This is a genomic window from Halomonas sp. BN3-1, from assembly GCF_003056325.1.
Taxonomy (GTDB): Bacteria; Pseudomonadota; Gammaproteobacteria; order Pseudomonadales; family Halomonadaceae; genus Halomonas; species Halomonas litopenaei.
In genome coordinates, this window is record NZ_PYVV01000001.1 from 611,061 (window position 1) to 624,784 (window position 13,724).

The window sequence follows — 13,724 nt, forward strand, 5'->3', positions numbered from 1 at the left end:
CACCTACGTCGGGTGTTCGTACAAGGCCCGCGCTGTGGCAAAGCGCAAGGTAGATGAGAGGAGAGCCGCACCTTGACTACAACGTCATCCACCCGCTGCCCCTGCGGCAGTGGCCTGGTCCTCGAGCACTGCTGTGGTCTGCTGCACCAGGGCGAGAACGCAGGTTCGCCTGAGGCGCTGATGCGCTCGCGCTTTGCGGCCTTCGCCCTCGGGCTCGAGGACTACCTGCGCCATAGCTGGCACCCGGACAGTTGCCCGGCGCAACTGGGCGGTGACGACGATACCCGCTGGAAGCGTCTCGAGATACTCGATAGCGGTGAAACAGGCGATCAGGGCTGGGTGCAGTTTCGTGCGACCTATGCCGAGGGTCCGAGAGGGCGCCAGCGCTGGGGCGTGCTGGAAGAGCGTTCGCGCTTTGTTCGCTACCAGGGGCGCTGGGTCTATCTGGATGGCGAGGCCAGGGTGTCTCGACTCAAGCCGGGACGCAACGATCCCTGTCCCTGTGGCAGTGCGCGCAAGTTCAAACAGTGCTGCGCCTGACCCGTCGCCGGCCGCTTCAGGGGCGTCGGCGCACGTATCAAGTGGCATCGAAGTGAATCACGGTTGTACACGATAAAGGCCGCCTGAGGGGCGGCCTTTGTGCAGGCGTCTGCGCTTTTTACATGGCGCTCCCGGGCAGGAGGCGCGCTCAGGGACAAGGCGCCTCGATGCCAGGGTCGGGCGCGCCAGCGGCTGGCCGCGCCCGGCACCTGGTCAGTCCTTGAGCATCGGCAGGTCGAGGCCGTTGTCGCGGGCACACTGCTTGGCGATGTCGTAGCCGGCGTCGGCATGGCGCATCACGCCGCTTGCCGGGTCGTTGCGCAGGACGCGGGCCAGGCGGGCATCGGCCTCGTCGGTACCGTCGGCGACGATGACTACACCGGCGTGCTGTGAGAAGCCCATGCCGACACCCCCGCCGTGGTGCAGCGAGACCCAGGTAGCGCCGCCTGCGGTGTTGGCCAGGGCGTTGAGCAGCGGCCAGTCGGACACCGCGTCGCTGCCGTCCAGCATGGACTCGGTCTCGCGGTTGGGGCTGGCCACGGAACCGGAGTCCAGGTGGTCACGGCCGATGACGATGGGCGCCTTGAGTTCGCCGTTCTTGACCATCTCGTTGAAGGCGCGGCCGAGGCGCGCGCGATCCTTCAGACCGACCCAGCAGATACGCGCCGGCAGACCCTGGAAGCTGATGCGCTCCTTGGCCATGTCGAGCCAGTGGTGCAGGTGCTCGTCGTCGGGGATCAGCTCCTTGACCTTGGCGTCGGTCTTGTAGATGTCCTCCGGATCGCCGGACAGCGCCACCCAGCGGAACGGGCCGATGCCCTGGCAGAACAGCGGGCGAATGTAGGCCGGGACGAAGCCGGGGAAGTCGAAGGCATTCTCGACGCCTTCTTCCTGGGCCATCTGGCGGATGTTGTTGCCGTAGTCGAAGGTCGGCACACCCATCTTCTGGAACTCGAGCATGGCGCGCACATGCACCGCCATGGACGCCTTGGCGGCCTTGACCACTGCGTCAGGCTCGCTCTTGGCGCGGGCCACGTACTCGTCCCAGGTCCAGCCAGAGGGCAGGTAGCCGTGCAGCGGATCATGGGCGCTGGTCTGGTCGGTGACCATGTCCGGCTTGACGCCGCGCTTGACCAGTTCCGGCAGGACGTCGGCGGCGTTGGCGCAAAGACCGATGGAGATGGCCTTGCCTTCACTGGTGTAGCGGGCAAGGCGCTCGAGCGCGTCGTCCAGGTCGTTGGCCTGCTCGTCCAGATAGCGGGTACGCAGACGGAAGTCGATGCTCGTCTGCTGGCACTCGATGTTCAGCGAGCAGGCACCGGCCAGGGTCGCCGCCAGCGGCTGGGCGCCGCCCATGCCGCCGAGGCCGGCGGTCAGTACCCAGCGGCCCTTGAGGTCGCCGTTGAAGTGCTGACGGCCTGCCTCGACGAAGGTCTCGTAGGTGCCCTGGACGATGCCCTGGGAGCCGATGTAGATCCAGGACCCGGCGGTCATCTGGCCGTACATCATCAGTCCTTTCTTGTCGAGCTCGTTGAAGTGCTCCCAGTTGGCCCAGGCCGGCACCAGGTTGGAGTTGGCGATCAGTACCCGCGGCGCGTCCTTGTGGGTCGGGATCACCGCCACCGGCTTGCCGGACTGGATCAGCAGGGTCTGGTCGTCCTCCAGGCGCTTGAGCACCTCGACGATCTTGTCGAAGCATTCCCAGGTACGGGCAGCGCGACCGATGCCGCCGTACACCACCAGATCCTCGGGACGCTCGGCGACGTCAGGGTGGAGGTTGTTCATCAGCATGCGCAGGGCGGCTTCGGTCAGCCAGCTCTTGCACGACAGCTCGGTGCCGGTGGGGGCGGCGATCTTGCGCGAAGGATCGTGACGGTCGTTCAGCGAGGGCGTGATCTGGTTCATGTCGGTACCTGTAGTGAAAGGGAATAAAAGGCTCGGTCAGGCGTTGGACCGGGTAAGTTGATGGACCAGGCGGGCGGCGAGACGCGCCGTGCGTTGGTCGATGTCATACGCCGGGTTGACCTCGGCGATGTCGATCAGGCGGAGCTTGCGCGAGCGACGCAGGAACTCGAGGATCGGCTCGAAGTGGGTCAGAATCACGCCCCGCGAGGCAGGAGCGCTGACGCCAGGGGCATCGCTTGCAGGGAAGACATCCATGTCGATGGTCAGGTAGACGTGATCGCAGTCGGCTACCAGACGCTGCACGTCGCGCTTGATGTACGCGATGCGGCTATCGCGAAACTCGCGATCCTCGACCACCAGCGACTTGAGCCGCTTGGCGGTGTGAAACAGGGCGCGGGTGTTGGCCGCCTGGCTGACCCCGAGGCAGGCGTAGCGGAACGGCCAGCGACGCCGGGCGCAGTCGGCGGCGATCTGGGCGAAGGGCGTGCCGGAAGACGTCTGTTCGCTGGGGTCGCGCAGGTCGAAGTGGGCGTCCAGGTTGATGATCGCCACGGTGGGCCTGCGGTGGCCCTTGTCCAGATGCTCGGAGAGGCCGCGCCAGCTGGCGTAGGCGACTTCGTGACCGCCGCCCAGCACCACCGGCTGGTGGCCCTGGTCGAGGATCTCGGTCACCCGCGCGCCCAGCGCCTCCTGGGCATCCTCGAGGCCATTGCCGACGCAGTGCACGTCGCCGGCATCGTAGGCCGGGGCGTCGCGGTGCCAGGCCATGGGGGCGAGGGCGCGGCGAATGGCGGCGGGGCCATCGGCGGCTCCGACCCGCCCCTTGTTGCGGGCGACACCGGCATCGCTGGCAAAGCCCGTCACCACGACGCCAGGCTCGGCGCCGGAACGGTAGGCGGCGATGCGCTGGTGCCAGCGCTCGCTGTTGGGCTCGGGGTCGGTACGCCCCTGCCAGATGCCCATGTCCGCTTCGGTCAGCGGCGGGGTGGGAGACGAGGGGGAAGCGAGCTGCTCATCCATGGGTCAATACGCCCTCCAGCAGGCGATGCTTGAGCCGTCCCGGCTGGACGGCATGGTGTCTGGGTCAGCCGCCGGGGTCATGGATGACCAGGGGGAAGCGAGCTGCTCATCCATGGGTCAATACGCCCTCCAGCAGGCGATGCTTGAGCCGTCCCGGCTGGACGGCATAGGCCAGTTCGGCCGGGCTATCGATGTTCCAGACGCACAGGTCGGCGGGGGCGCCGACGGCGATACGTCCAAGGTCTGGCTGGCCGATGGCCTGGGCGGCGTGGCGGGTCATGCCGGCCAGTGCCTCCTGGGGCGTCAGGCGCAGCAGGGTGCAGGCCATGTTCAGCATCAGGGTCGGCAGCACGATGGGCGAGGTACCCGGATTGGCGTCCGAGGCCACCGCCATGGCGACGCCGGCACGACGCATGGCGTCGATCGGTGGGTGCTGCGTTTCACGCAGGGTGTAGAAGGCACCGGGCAGCAGGACGCCGACGGTCCCGGCATCGGCCATCGCCGCGATGCCGTCGTCGTCCAGGTACTCGATATGGTCGGCGGATAACCCTCGGAACTGGGCCACCAGGGCGGCGCCACCGGACAGCGAAAGCTGCTCGGCGTGGGCCTTGACCGGCAGGTCAAGCGCCCTGGCCGCCTCGAACACGCGCCGGGACTGTTCGCTCGAGAAGGCGATGCGCTCGCAGAACACGTCGACCGCATCGACCAGGCCCTCGGCGTGGGCCGCCGGCAGGATCTGGTTGCACACCAGCTCGATGTAGCCATCGGCGTCGCCTGCATACTCCGGTGGCAGGGCATGGGCGGCCAGCAGGGTGGTAGTGACGCGAACGGGCAGTTGCTCGCCGAGACGTCGCGCCACCCGCAGCATCTTCAGTTCGTCGGCCAGGGTCAGGCCGTAGCCGGACTTGATTTCGACGCTGGTCACGCCGTCCTCGATCATCGACGTGAGACGCTTTGCAGCGGCGTCGAACAGGGCCGATTCGTCGGCTTCCCGGGTTGCCGTAACGGTGCCCAGGATGCCGCCACCGCGACGTGCGATCTCTTCGTAGGAGGCGCCTTGCAGGCGCAGCTCGAATTCGTCGCTGCGCTGCCCGCCGAAGACCAGGTGGGTATGGCAGTCGATCAGGCCAGGCGTCATGACGCCGCCTTGCCCCATGTCGACGGCGTCGCGATGTTGACTCGGGTCAAGGGTCTGCATGGTGCCCAGGGCGCAGATCCGTCCATCCTCGACCGCTACCCAGTGACGCTCGGGCAGGGTGGTCAGTCCGTCGAAGATCGCCAGATCGCGCCACAGCAGGCGCTTGGATTGCTCGGACATGGGGATGCTCCGTGTCGGGTAATGTATATACAAATAATGCCTTCAAGCCATTTCGTCAAGCCGCCGAGTCGCCAGTGATGCATCGCCCGACCCTTGGGTCGGGCCTGATGGATGGTTGTTGAAACAGCGGCTTGCAGGCGTTTTATGGGCTCGCTTTCAGGCCGTGACGCATCAATAGACCATGGTCGTAGTGCGCGGATAGGCGTGAAATCTCGACGGATTGCTTCGATAAAAGTATATACAGGGTCGCGGATGCACCAGGCCTGTCCTCTCTGAAGCATCGCCCCGGGGGAGCGCAGGTCGGCTAGGCCGAGTGCACCCCGTCTTGGCCGCGGGATCGTTACCGGCTTTTCTGAACCCCGAGTCGCCGAGGGACCCGAGAGCGTTTCGAGCACGCGCGGGAGGCGTCGGGTGCCCAACGGGATCGTTCGACAGCATCATGTATATACAGGAAAGTGTGATTCTGGAGTCCTTGCCGGTTCGTCTGACGCCCTGACCGGCGGCCTATCTGCGACGCTGCAGGAAAGAGGTGTAGCGGAGCGTGACAACGCCGTTTAACGAACGAATCTGAGGAGAAGTTTGTGGCGTATTAGACCATCGTCTAAAGGCGCTGTGGGGGAGTGCTTTGCCACTATAGCGGTTGAAATGTATATACAAACAAGTTGACACTTACGAGTTGGTTCACACTTCGACGAGGTTCCCTTCATGGCGACGACTCCTGGTTCCTCGGTAGGCCAGACACCCCTCGGCCTGCTGTTGTTCAAGCTGTTGGTGCCCAGCGCCATCGGCATCTTCATCTTCTTTGTTCCGGTTGCCTGGGAAGGTCGAACCACGATTCCGCTGGATCATCTGGTGACCGCGGCCCGGGCCGGGCTCGGTGACTGGGCGAGGTTCTACGCCCTGGCGCTGATCATCGCCGGCGCGGCCTATCCGTTGATCAAGGGGGATTGGCGACGCAGTCTCACCGACAAGATCTTCACCGTGCTCAAGCTTCTGGGGGTGGTGGCGGCGCTGTTGACCATGACCACCGCCGGTCCGGCACTGCTGCATCAGCCGGACATGCTGCCCTTTCTCTACGACAAGCTGGTGATTCCGGTGGGGCTGATCGTGCCGATCGGTGCCATCTTCCTGGCGCTGCTGTTGAGCTATGGGCTACTCGAGCTGATCGGCATCCTGGTTCAGCCCGTCATGCGCCCGCTGTGGCGTACCCCGGGTCGAAGCGCCATCGACGCGGTGGCCTCCTTTGTCGGCAGCTACTCGATCGGACTGTTGATCACCAGCCGTGCCTACGCCGGTGGCCAGTACTCGGCCCGAGAAGCGGCCATCATTGCCACCGGTTTCTCTACCGTCTCCGCGCCCTTCATGATCATCGTCGCCAAGACCCTGGGGCTGATGGACTACTGGAACGCCTACTTCTGGATCACCCTGGTGATCACTTTCGTTGTCTCGGCGGTGACCGCGCGGTTGTGGCCGCTGTCAGGCATGGACAACACCGCGACCGACGGCGAACCTGAAGCGCGGAAGGGGGATCGCCTGGCGCTGGCGTGGCGCACCGGTATCAAGGTGGCCGAGCAGGCGCCGCGGCTGGGATCCAGCGTACGCAAGAATCTGACCGAAGGGCTGGTGATGGCGATCAGCATCCTGCCGTCGATCATGTCGGTGGGGCTGCTGGGACTGCTGGTGGCCAAGTACACGCCGGTGTTCGAGTGGCTGGGCTGGCTGTTCTATCCGGTGGTGGCGATCTTCGGCATCGACAATGCCCAGGAACTGGCCCAGGCCAGCGCGGCGGGCCTGGCCGAGATGTTCCTGCCGGCGCTGCTGCTCGGTGGCGACGCGGGAATCGACTTCGTGGCGCGCTTTGCCGCCGGCGTGGTGTCGGTGTCGTCCATCCTGTTCTTCTCGGCGTCCATTCCCTGCGTGCTGGCTACCCGGATTCCCATCACGATATGGCAGATGCTGGTGGTATGGGCGGTGCGGGTGGCACTCACCCTGGTAATGGCGATCCCGGCGGCCATGCTGCTGCAGTAACCTTGTCGATCGCTGTAGCCGTAAGCACGAGGGCCGGACAATCACTGTCCGGCCCTCGTGCATTGGTGGAGGCTGTGTCCGTCGCTCAGTCCTTCCACGCCGAGCGCAGCTTGTAGCGATCTCCCGGGTGGATCAACACGGCGTAGCTGATGAGCAGGTCATTTGACCAGGTGCGCCGCCGCAACTGCAGGCAAGGGAGGGAGGTGGAGATGGCCAGCTCCTCGGCCTGTACTGTGTCTGCCGAAACGGCCTCGACCACGTGTTCGATATCGGTGATCGGCCAGGTTTGGATCAGCACCTGATGGGGCGTGGTGAGCGTGAAGTCGGCGTCCAGATAGTCGGGCACGTGGCGGGGATTGACGTAGCGCATCTCGAGCTGGATGGGCTCGTCGTTTTCGTGGTGAACGATGCGGGTATGGAAGACCTTGCTGCCTCGCTTGACCCCCAGTTGCAACGCGATGTCCTCACTGGCGTCGATCGCTTCGGCACGCTGCACCCTGGCCCGATAGTGATGGCCGCGGCCACGGACCTCTTCGGCGATATTGTGGACCTCCATCAGCGAGGATTCCGCCTTGCGTTCGGTGACGAAGGTTCCTGCGCCCGGCTGGCGGGTAAGATAGCCACGCTGAACCAGTTCGCGGATGGCCTTGTTGGCGGTCATGCGACTGACGTTGAAGTCGAGCGCGAGCTGCTCCTCACCCGGGATGCGATGGTCGGTGGGCCATTCCCCCCGCTGGATCTTGGCCAGGATGTGCTGTTGAATCTCGAGGTAGCGAGGCGCGGGTCGAGCCATGGGCCGTCCTTGGTGAAGATGAAGGGTATCTTTTGCTAGTGTACCGGGACGATCATCGCTTGGCATCGTTGCGCAAGCCGTTGATGCCAGACGTTACCATGCTTCCGTTATATCCGTTTGGCCATTGCCGCTCTTGTTACTCCCCTTGTTTACCGTGAGGTTTTCCCATGTCCGACGCGAGACTCTCCAGTCCAGCGGCGCTTCGCAATCGCGAGCCCATCCACGCGGTGCTGCGCCAGTGCCTGGGACGCCATGCCCGCGTGCTGGAGCTCGCCAGCGGCAGTGGTGAGCACGGACTCTATATGACGCAGTGCCAGCCGGGCTGGCGATGGCAGCCGAGCGACGTTTCCGAGGCGGCGCTGGCGTCCATCGCTGCCTGGCGCGCGCTTGCAGCAGCAGAAGATGGGCAAGGGGAAGCGGAGGTTGACAGGCAAGGCGAAAGCGAAGCGCAACGGGCAGGGCCATCGGGGCGAGAGCCGGAGCAAGCGCCGCAAGGCGGCGGCAATCTGCTGGCGCCGGTGCGCCGCGACGTGCTGGAGCCCTGGCCGGATGACACCTTTGACGCCCTGGTGGCGATCAATCTGATCCATATCTCGCCGTGGGAAGTGACGCCTGCGCTGATGGCAAAGGCCCAGGCCCACCTCAAGCCGGGTGGCGTGCTGTTGCTGTACGGCCCCTACCGACGTGGTGGTGAGCATACCGCGCCGTCCAATGCGGCCTTCGACGCCGACTTGAGGCGCCGTGACCCGCGCTGGGGCGTGCGGGACCTGGAGCAGGTTACCGAGGTCGCCGCCGAGCACGGCCTGAGCCGGGAGGCCATCCACGAGCTGCCGGCCAACAATCTGGCGCTGGTGTTCCGTCGGCAGTGATGGCGGAAGCGGATCGACCCGTCTGCGAGCGGCCGGCCTTTGACAGGCCGGCCGTGTCGTTTCAGGCGTTCTTCTTGAGCCAGCGATGGTAGTCCTCGAGTCCCTCGCGGATATCAGTAAATCGCGGCTCGAAGCCCAGATCCGTGCGCGCGCGGGTGATGTCCAGGGGGCTGCCACGCACCACGAAGGGGCCAGGCCCCAGACGCATGCCGCTGTCGTGGCCGAGCAGTTCGGTGACGCTGTCGACGATGTCCTGATGGGCGATCGGCACACCGCAGGAAATGTTGTAGTGGCGGTGAGGCACGCTGTCGGCATCGAACAGCGCCAGGATGCCCCTCGCGGTGTCCTCGACGTGGGTCCAGTCGGTGGTCTGGTCGCGTCCGTTGTCCGGGTGCACATCGCGTAGCCCTTCGAGTGGCCCGAACATCGCCTGGTAGACCGCGTGCATGTGGGAAGGGCGCTTGCCGGGGCCATACACGAAGAACAGTCGGGCCTGACGGATATCCATGCCGTAGGTCGCCGTGTACTGGTCGCCGTAGAGCTCGCCGGAAATCTTGGTGGCGCCGTAAAGGTCGGTGGCCTTGTAGGGCATGGTCTCGACCTGGGGGCCGGCGGCGTCGCCGTAGACCGCGCCGGAGCTCATGTTGACCACCTTGTCGATGCCCAGCAGCCGGCAGGTCTCGTAGACGTTCAGGGTGCCCATGGCGTTGATCGACAGGTGCTTGAACGGGCGGGTCTGGAAGCTTGGCCCGGCGATCACCGAGACGCCGTGTATGACCCCTTCCAGCTCGTCGCGATAGCGCAGAAAGGTCTCGAACAGGGTGTGGGTGTCGAGCACATCCACCGCTTCGAAGTGGACGTTGTCGCGCACTTCCTCGAGATAGTCGAGGCCCATGCGGTCGACGTGGGGGGCGGCCATATCGCAGATGATGACCTTCTTGCCCTGGCGGGCGAGCAGGGTGGCGACCCAGGAACCGACGTGGCCGAGGCCACCGGTGATCAGTACAGCCATGGCATGACTCCTATTGAGATAAGCCCGCCGGGCAAGGACCTGGAGCCTTGCCCGGTCGCGGCGTCATTTGAGCAAGAGGTTGGGGAGGAACATCACGATGGACGGAAACAGCGTGATCACGATCAGCACCGCCACCAGCGGGATGTAGAACGGCAGGGTGGCCCGCACCAGGGTGTTGAAGGGCAGGTTGGTGATCTTCTGGATGGCGAACAGCACCGTGCCCACCGGTGGCGTGATCAGCCCGATCATCAGGTTGAAGATCATCAGCACGCCGAAGTGCACCGGATCGATGCCGTACTGCACCACCACCGGCACCAGCAGCGGCGTCAGCAGAAACAGCGCCGGCACCGAATCGATGAACAGCCCGATCAGCAGGATGAACAGGCTCAACAGCAGAAGCAGCAGCATCGGATCGCTGACCGTGGCGAGCAGGAAGTCGGCGACCAGGGCGGTGACCTGATAGCGCGCCAGGATCCAGCTATAGAGCGCGCTGCCGGCGATGATCAGCAGCAGCACCGAGGTGTCGATGGCGGTATCACGCAGGATCTGGACGAACTCGCGCAGGGTGATCGAGCGATAGACGCAGAACGAGATGATCATGCAGTAGAGCAGCGCCACCACCGAGGCCTCGGTGGGAGTGAAAAGCCCCGACAGGATGCCGACCAGGATGATCACCGGGGTCAACATCGGCAACAGCCCCCGCGATAGCGCACGGGTGAATTCGGCCATGGTGGCGCGGGCCCGGGTCGGGTAGCCACGACGATGGGATATCACCGCCACCATCACCATCAGGCCGGCACCCATGAACAGGCCCGGCAGGATGGAGCCGAGAAAGATCGCGGCGATGGAGGCGTTGGCCAGGGCGCCATAGATGACCGCCGGAATGCTGGGCGGGATGATCGGCCCGATGGTGGCGGAACTGGCGGTGACCGCGGCGCTGAAGTCGGTGGGAAAGCCATCGTCTTCCATGGCCTTGATCTCCACCGCGCCAAGCCCGCCAGCATCGGCCACCGCCGAGCCCGACATGCCGGCAAACAGCATGCTGGCCAGCACGTTGACGTGGCCGAGCCCGCCCTTGAGGTGACCCACGGCGCAGCGCGCCACGTCGAACACCCGATCAGAGATGCCGGCGGAGTTCATCAGCCGGCCGATCAGCAGAAAGGCGGGAATCGCCAGCAGGGTGAAGCTGTTGACGCCGTACAGGGTGCGCTGGGCGATCATCTCCAGCGGGATCTCGGCGAAGCCACGGGTATAGGCCAGCACCGCCGCCGATGAGGCGATCATCGCAAAGGCGACCGGCACCCCCAGCATCAGCAGCACGATCAGGCCGACGAACATGATGGCAAAGATTTCCATGGTGTCTTACTCCTTGGGTTCGTCAGGCAAGTTGGGAGGCTTGCCGCGCAGACGAACGACGAGGTCCTCCACCAGCAGCAGTGCCATCAGGCCGGCAGCGACCAGCTGCATCAGGTACAGGTAGGAAAAGCTCATGTCGAAGGTGCTGGCGAAGATGCCGGCGGTGCGCTCCATCATGTTGAAGGCGCCCCCCATGATCATCAGAAGCACCAGGATGCTGATGGCGTCGGCGGCGACCGCCGCCCAGCGCTGGGCGCCCGCTGGCAGCAGGTCGGTGACGACGGTGATGCGGATGTGTTCCTGGTAGCGCAGTGCCAGCACCGAACCGAGAAAGATCTCCGCCAGGAACAGATAGCGGGAAACCTCGTCGGTCCAGGGCACCGCGACACCGAGGGCATAGCGTGCGATTACCTGAATGGCCATGACCAGCAGCATCAGGCCGAAGGCACCGACTACCACGGTGGTCAACAACCACCAGAAAGCACCCAGTGCCCGGGACAGGGTAGGAGATGAGGTCATCGGACACTCCGTTGCCCCCGCCGGGTGGCGGGGACTTGACTCAAGGGAGGGGGCCTCGGTCGGCGAGGCCCCGTGGGACGGTCAGATGCTGTGCCAACCCTCGAGGCGCCAAGGCCTCAAAGGCTCGCGCCGCCTCGGACTTACTGGATCAGTGACAGCACATAGTCACGAACGGCCGGGTCGTAGTCCTGGGCGATCTCTTCCACGGCGGGGCGCGCGGCCTGACGGAAGGCGGCGACATCGGGCTCGACCACCTCCATGCCTTCTTCCTTGAGTTTTTCAAACAGCTCCGCCTGACCATCGCTGACCAGTTGATCGCCCCAGGTCGTGGCGTCGTCGATGGCGGACAGGACGATGTCACGGTGTTCGTCGGACAGTTCCTGATAGACGTCTTCGTTCATCAGCCAGTGGAAGAACGAGTAGACGTGTTCGGTGCGGCTGACATAGTCCTGCACCTCGAACAGCTTGCCGGCGTAGATGTTGTCCACCGGGTTTTCCTGCATGTCGATGACGCCGGTCTGCAGCGAGGTGTAGACCTCCGGCCAGGCAATCGGGCTCGGCAGTGCGCCGATCTCGCCCCATACCGCGACCCAGGGCGCGATCTCCGGCACGCGCATGCGCACCTCGCTGACGTCCTCCGGGGTCTTGACCGGGGTCTTTGAGGTCAGGTTGCGGGGGTTGCGTGCCGACAGGCCCACCAGGCGCATGTTGCCCTTGGCGATCAGGCTCTGATTCAGCGCCTCGCCGATCTCGCCTTCGTAGATCTTGCGGGCCTGGTCACTGGAGTCGTAGACGAAGGGCAGGTCGGCGGCGGCAAACTCGGGGGCATACAGGGTCATCGGCATGGAGCCACCGAGGGCGATGGCGTACTCGCCGTAGCTGGCGCCTTCCAGGTGGTCGCGCTCGCCACCGACCTCGGTGCCGAGAAGGGTCACCGTCAGCTCGCCATCGGACTCGCTCTCGATGGTGTCCTTGAGGCGCTCGCCGATCTTGAACATGGCGTGGGACGGGTCGGTGTGGATGGCGATGGCCAGGTCTTCGGCGGCGGCGGTGCCGGCGGCGCCGAGCGAGATGGCGGTGACCAGGGCAAGGGGGGTGAGGCTGCGTGCGTTCATTGTCGTTGTCTCCTCGGGGCGTATCGTCCGACGACGCTGTTGCGTCGAGGCGTAGTCGAAAGGTAGTCGACATTGCATGGGTAGCGCTACCATTAAGATGGTAGCGCTACCCATACTTTGGTCTTGGGTTACACTGTGGCCAAAGGAATCTTCGAGGAAGGACGCCAATGGACAGCCAGGAAATTCGCTCACGCAAGCGCCACCGGGGCAAGGGCCGAGTGACCCTGGCCGACGTGGCCCGCCAGGCCGGGGTCGCGCCGATCACCGTATCGCGGGCGCTGAATACGCCGGGGCGAGTCTCCGCCGAGGTCAAGCAGCGTGTCGACGCGGCGGTGGAGGCGCTTGGCTATGTACCCAACCTGATCGCCGGGGGGCTTGCCGCAGCGGGCACCCGGGTGATCCCGGTGATCGTGCCGTCGCTGGCCATCCTGACCTTTATCGAGGTCATCGACGCCATCCAGAAGCGACTGGAGGCGGCGGGCTATCAGATGCTGCTGGCCACCACCGACTGGGATCTGGACCGCGAGGCCAGTCTGGTCGATACGGTGCTCGGCTATTCGCCGTCCGGGGTGATCCTGACCGGTCTACGCCACCGGCCCCGGGTGATCTCGCGACTCAGGGACTGGGGACGCCCGGTGGTAGAAATCATGGAGGTGGGCGACGACCCCATCGACATGAACGTGGGGGTGGACGGCGTCGCCTTGGGTCACGCTATGGCATCCCATCTGCTTGAGCAGGGCTATCGGCGTATCGCCTTCGTCGGCTCTCACCTGGGCCATGACTACCGGGCGGCACAACGCCTGGAGGGACACCAGCGGGCGCTGGAGGAGGCGGGCGCGGCCTGTGGCGGGGTGCTGGAGTACCACGAGCCGGCGTCCTACGAGGTCGGCGTACGAGCGCTGGAGGATGTGATGGCGATGACACCGCGACCGGACGCCATCCACTGCTCCAACGATATCGTCGCCAGCGGCGTGCTGCTGGCGGCAAGCCGCCAGGGCATCAGGATTCCCGAGGAGCTGGCGGTGGGTGGCTATCTGGGGTTGCCGCTGGCGGAGCACCTGACGCCGAAGCTGACCACCCTGGCGGTGGCCCGCAGCGAGATGGGCACCCAGGCGGCGGAACTGCTGCTCGAGCGTCTGTCCGGCAAGACCCCGGAACGGCCAATCCGCGATCTGGGATTCACCCTGGTGAAGGGCGGCAGCACCTGAGCGTCAGCGGAATCGGGCGCCGCCTCTACCGTCCCTGAATG

12 protein-coding genes are annotated in these 13,724 nt (G+C 65.2%); 4 read left to right on the plus strand and 8 right to left on the minus strand.

Annotated elements, in window-relative coordinates; all coding sequences use genetic code 11:
* Window positions 1-72 precede the first annotated feature (72 nt).
* Window positions 73-540, plus strand: coding sequence for a YchJ family protein (locus C9F12_RS02470; RefSeq protein WP_108447852.1), 468 nt, complete (start codon window positions 73-75; stop codon window positions 538-540).
* Window positions 541-753: 213 nt separating this feature from the next.
* On the opposite strand, the gene hutU is transcribed toward C9F12_RS02470, so the two are convergent.
* The 3 genes from hutU to hutI form a co-directional block, all read right to left on the minus strand.
* A complete protein-coding gene (gene hutU, locus C9F12_RS02475; RefSeq protein ID WP_108447853.1) occupies window positions 754-2,445 on the minus strand; it encodes a urocanate hydratase in 1,692 nt (563 codons plus the stop codon).
* Window positions 2,446-2,481: 36 nt separating this feature from the next.
* A complete protein-coding gene (hutG, locus tag C9F12_RS02480) occupies window positions 2,482-3,465 on the minus strand; it encodes a formimidoylglutamase (RefSeq protein WP_205254610.1) in 984 nt (327 codons plus the stop codon).
* Between the two features lie 106 nt (window positions 3,466-3,571).
* Complete coding sequence (hutI, locus tag C9F12_RS02485; protein WP_045994313.1) at window positions 3,572-4,783, minus strand: imidazolonepropionase; 1,212 nt, start codon at window positions 4,781-4,783, stop codon at window positions 3,572-3,574.
* Window positions 4,784-5,488: 705 nt separating this feature from the next.
* Here hutI and C9F12_RS02490 point away from each other — a divergent pair.
* On the plus strand, window positions 5,489-6,811 hold the full coding sequence (locus tag C9F12_RS02490; RefSeq protein ID WP_045994312.1) for a YjiH family protein: 1,323 nt from the start codon (window positions 5,489-5,491) through the stop codon (window positions 6,809-6,811).
* 85 nt (window positions 6,812-6,896) lie between these two features.
* Here the strand turns inward: C9F12_RS02490 and hutC are convergent, their stop codons facing one another.
* Window positions 6,897-7,604 (minus strand): histidine utilization repressor, encoded by a 708-nt coding sequence (hutC, locus tag C9F12_RS02495; RefSeq protein ID WP_108447854.1) that lies wholly within the window; start codon window positions 7,602-7,604, stop codon window positions 6,897-6,899.
* 167 nt (window positions 7,605-7,771) lie between these two features.
* Between hutC and C9F12_RS02500 the strand changes: the two genes are divergently transcribed.
* A complete protein-coding gene (locus C9F12_RS02500) occupies window positions 7,772-8,473 on the plus strand; it encodes a DUF938 domain-containing protein (protein WP_108447855.1) in 702 nt (233 codons plus the stop codon).
* 61 nt (window positions 8,474-8,534) lie between these two features.
* On the opposite strand, the gene C9F12_RS02505 is transcribed toward C9F12_RS02500, so the two are convergent.
* The 4 genes from C9F12_RS02505 to C9F12_RS02520 all read right to left on the minus strand — a co-directional run bounded on the left by C9F12_RS02505 (window position 8,535) and on the right by C9F12_RS02520 (window position 12,475).
* Window positions 8,535-9,485 (minus strand): NAD(P)-dependent oxidoreductase, encoded by a 951-nt coding sequence (locus C9F12_RS02505; protein WP_108133750.1) that lies wholly within the window; start codon window positions 9,483-9,485, stop codon window positions 8,535-8,537.
* A 63-nt stretch (window positions 9,486-9,548) separates the two neighbouring features.
* Window positions 9,549-10,841 carry a TRAP transporter large permease gene (locus tag C9F12_RS02510; RefSeq protein WP_108447856.1) on the minus strand — a complete coding sequence of 431 codons (1,293 nt, stop codon included), beginning with the start codon at window positions 10,839-10,841 and terminating at the stop codon, window positions 9,549-9,551.
* A gap of 6 nt (window positions 10,842-10,847) precedes the next feature.
* Window positions 10,848-11,360, minus strand: a complete 513-nt coding sequence (locus C9F12_RS02515) for a TRAP transporter small permease (protein ID WP_108133748.1) — start codon at window positions 11,358-11,360, stop codon at window positions 10,848-10,850.
* A 140-nt stretch (window positions 11,361-11,500) separates the two neighbouring features.
* Complete coding sequence (locus C9F12_RS02520; RefSeq protein WP_045994306.1) at window positions 11,501-12,475, minus strand: TRAP transporter substrate-binding protein; 975 nt, start codon at window positions 12,473-12,475, stop codon at window positions 11,501-11,503.
* Window positions 12,476-12,642: 167 nt separating this feature from the next.
* Between C9F12_RS02520 and C9F12_RS02525 the strand changes: the two genes are divergently transcribed.
* Entirely contained in the window at window positions 12,643-13,683 is a 1,041-nt protein-coding gene (locus C9F12_RS02525) for a LacI family DNA-binding transcriptional regulator (RefSeq protein WP_108447857.1), read from the plus strand.
* Window positions 13,684-13,724 lie beyond the last annotated feature (41 nt).

Bases quoted from the DNA above. Each gene is read 5' to 3' on its own strand.
- C9F12_RS02510 (WP_108447856.1), bottom strand. From the start codon at position 10,841: ATGGAAATCTTTGCCATCATGTTCGTCGGCCTGATCGTGCTGCTGATG.
- hutI (WP_045994313.1), bottom strand. From the start codon at position 4,783: ATGTCCGAGCAATCCAAGCGCCTGCTGTGGCGCGATCTGGCGATCTTC.
- C9F12_RS02520 (WP_045994306.1), bottom strand. From the start codon at position 12,475: ATGAACGCACGCAGCCTCACCCCCCTTGCCCTGGTCACCGCCATCTCG.
- hutU (WP_108447853.1), bottom strand. From the start codon at position 2,445: ATGAACCAGATCACGCCCTCGCTGAACGACCGTCACGATCCTTCGCGC.
- C9F12_RS02525 (WP_108447857.1), top strand. From the start codon at position 12,643: ATGGACAGCCAGGAAATTCGCTCACGCAAGCGCCACCGGGGCAAGGGC.
- C9F12_RS02490 (WP_045994312.1), top strand. From the start codon at position 5,489: ATGGCGACGACTCCTGGTTCCTCGGTAGGCCAGACACCCCTCGGCCTG.
- C9F12_RS02515 (WP_108133748.1), bottom strand. From the start codon at position 11,360: ATGACCTCATCTCCTACCCTGTCCCGGGCACTGGGTGCTTTCTGGTGG.
- hutG (WP_205254610.1), bottom strand. From the start codon at position 3,465: ATGGATGAGCAGCTCGCTTCCCCCTCGTCTCCCACCCCGCCGCTGACC.
- hutC (WP_108447854.1), bottom strand. From the start codon at position 7,604: ATGGCTCGACCCGCGCCTCGCTACCTCGAGATTCAACAGCACATCCTG.
- C9F12_RS02500 (WP_108447855.1), top strand. From the start codon at position 7,772: ATGTCCGACGCGAGACTCTCCAGTCCAGCGGCGCTTCGCAATCGCGAG.
- C9F12_RS02505 (WP_108133750.1), bottom strand. From the start codon at position 9,485: ATGGCTGTACTGATCACCGGTGGCCTCGGCCACGTCGGTTCCTGGGTC.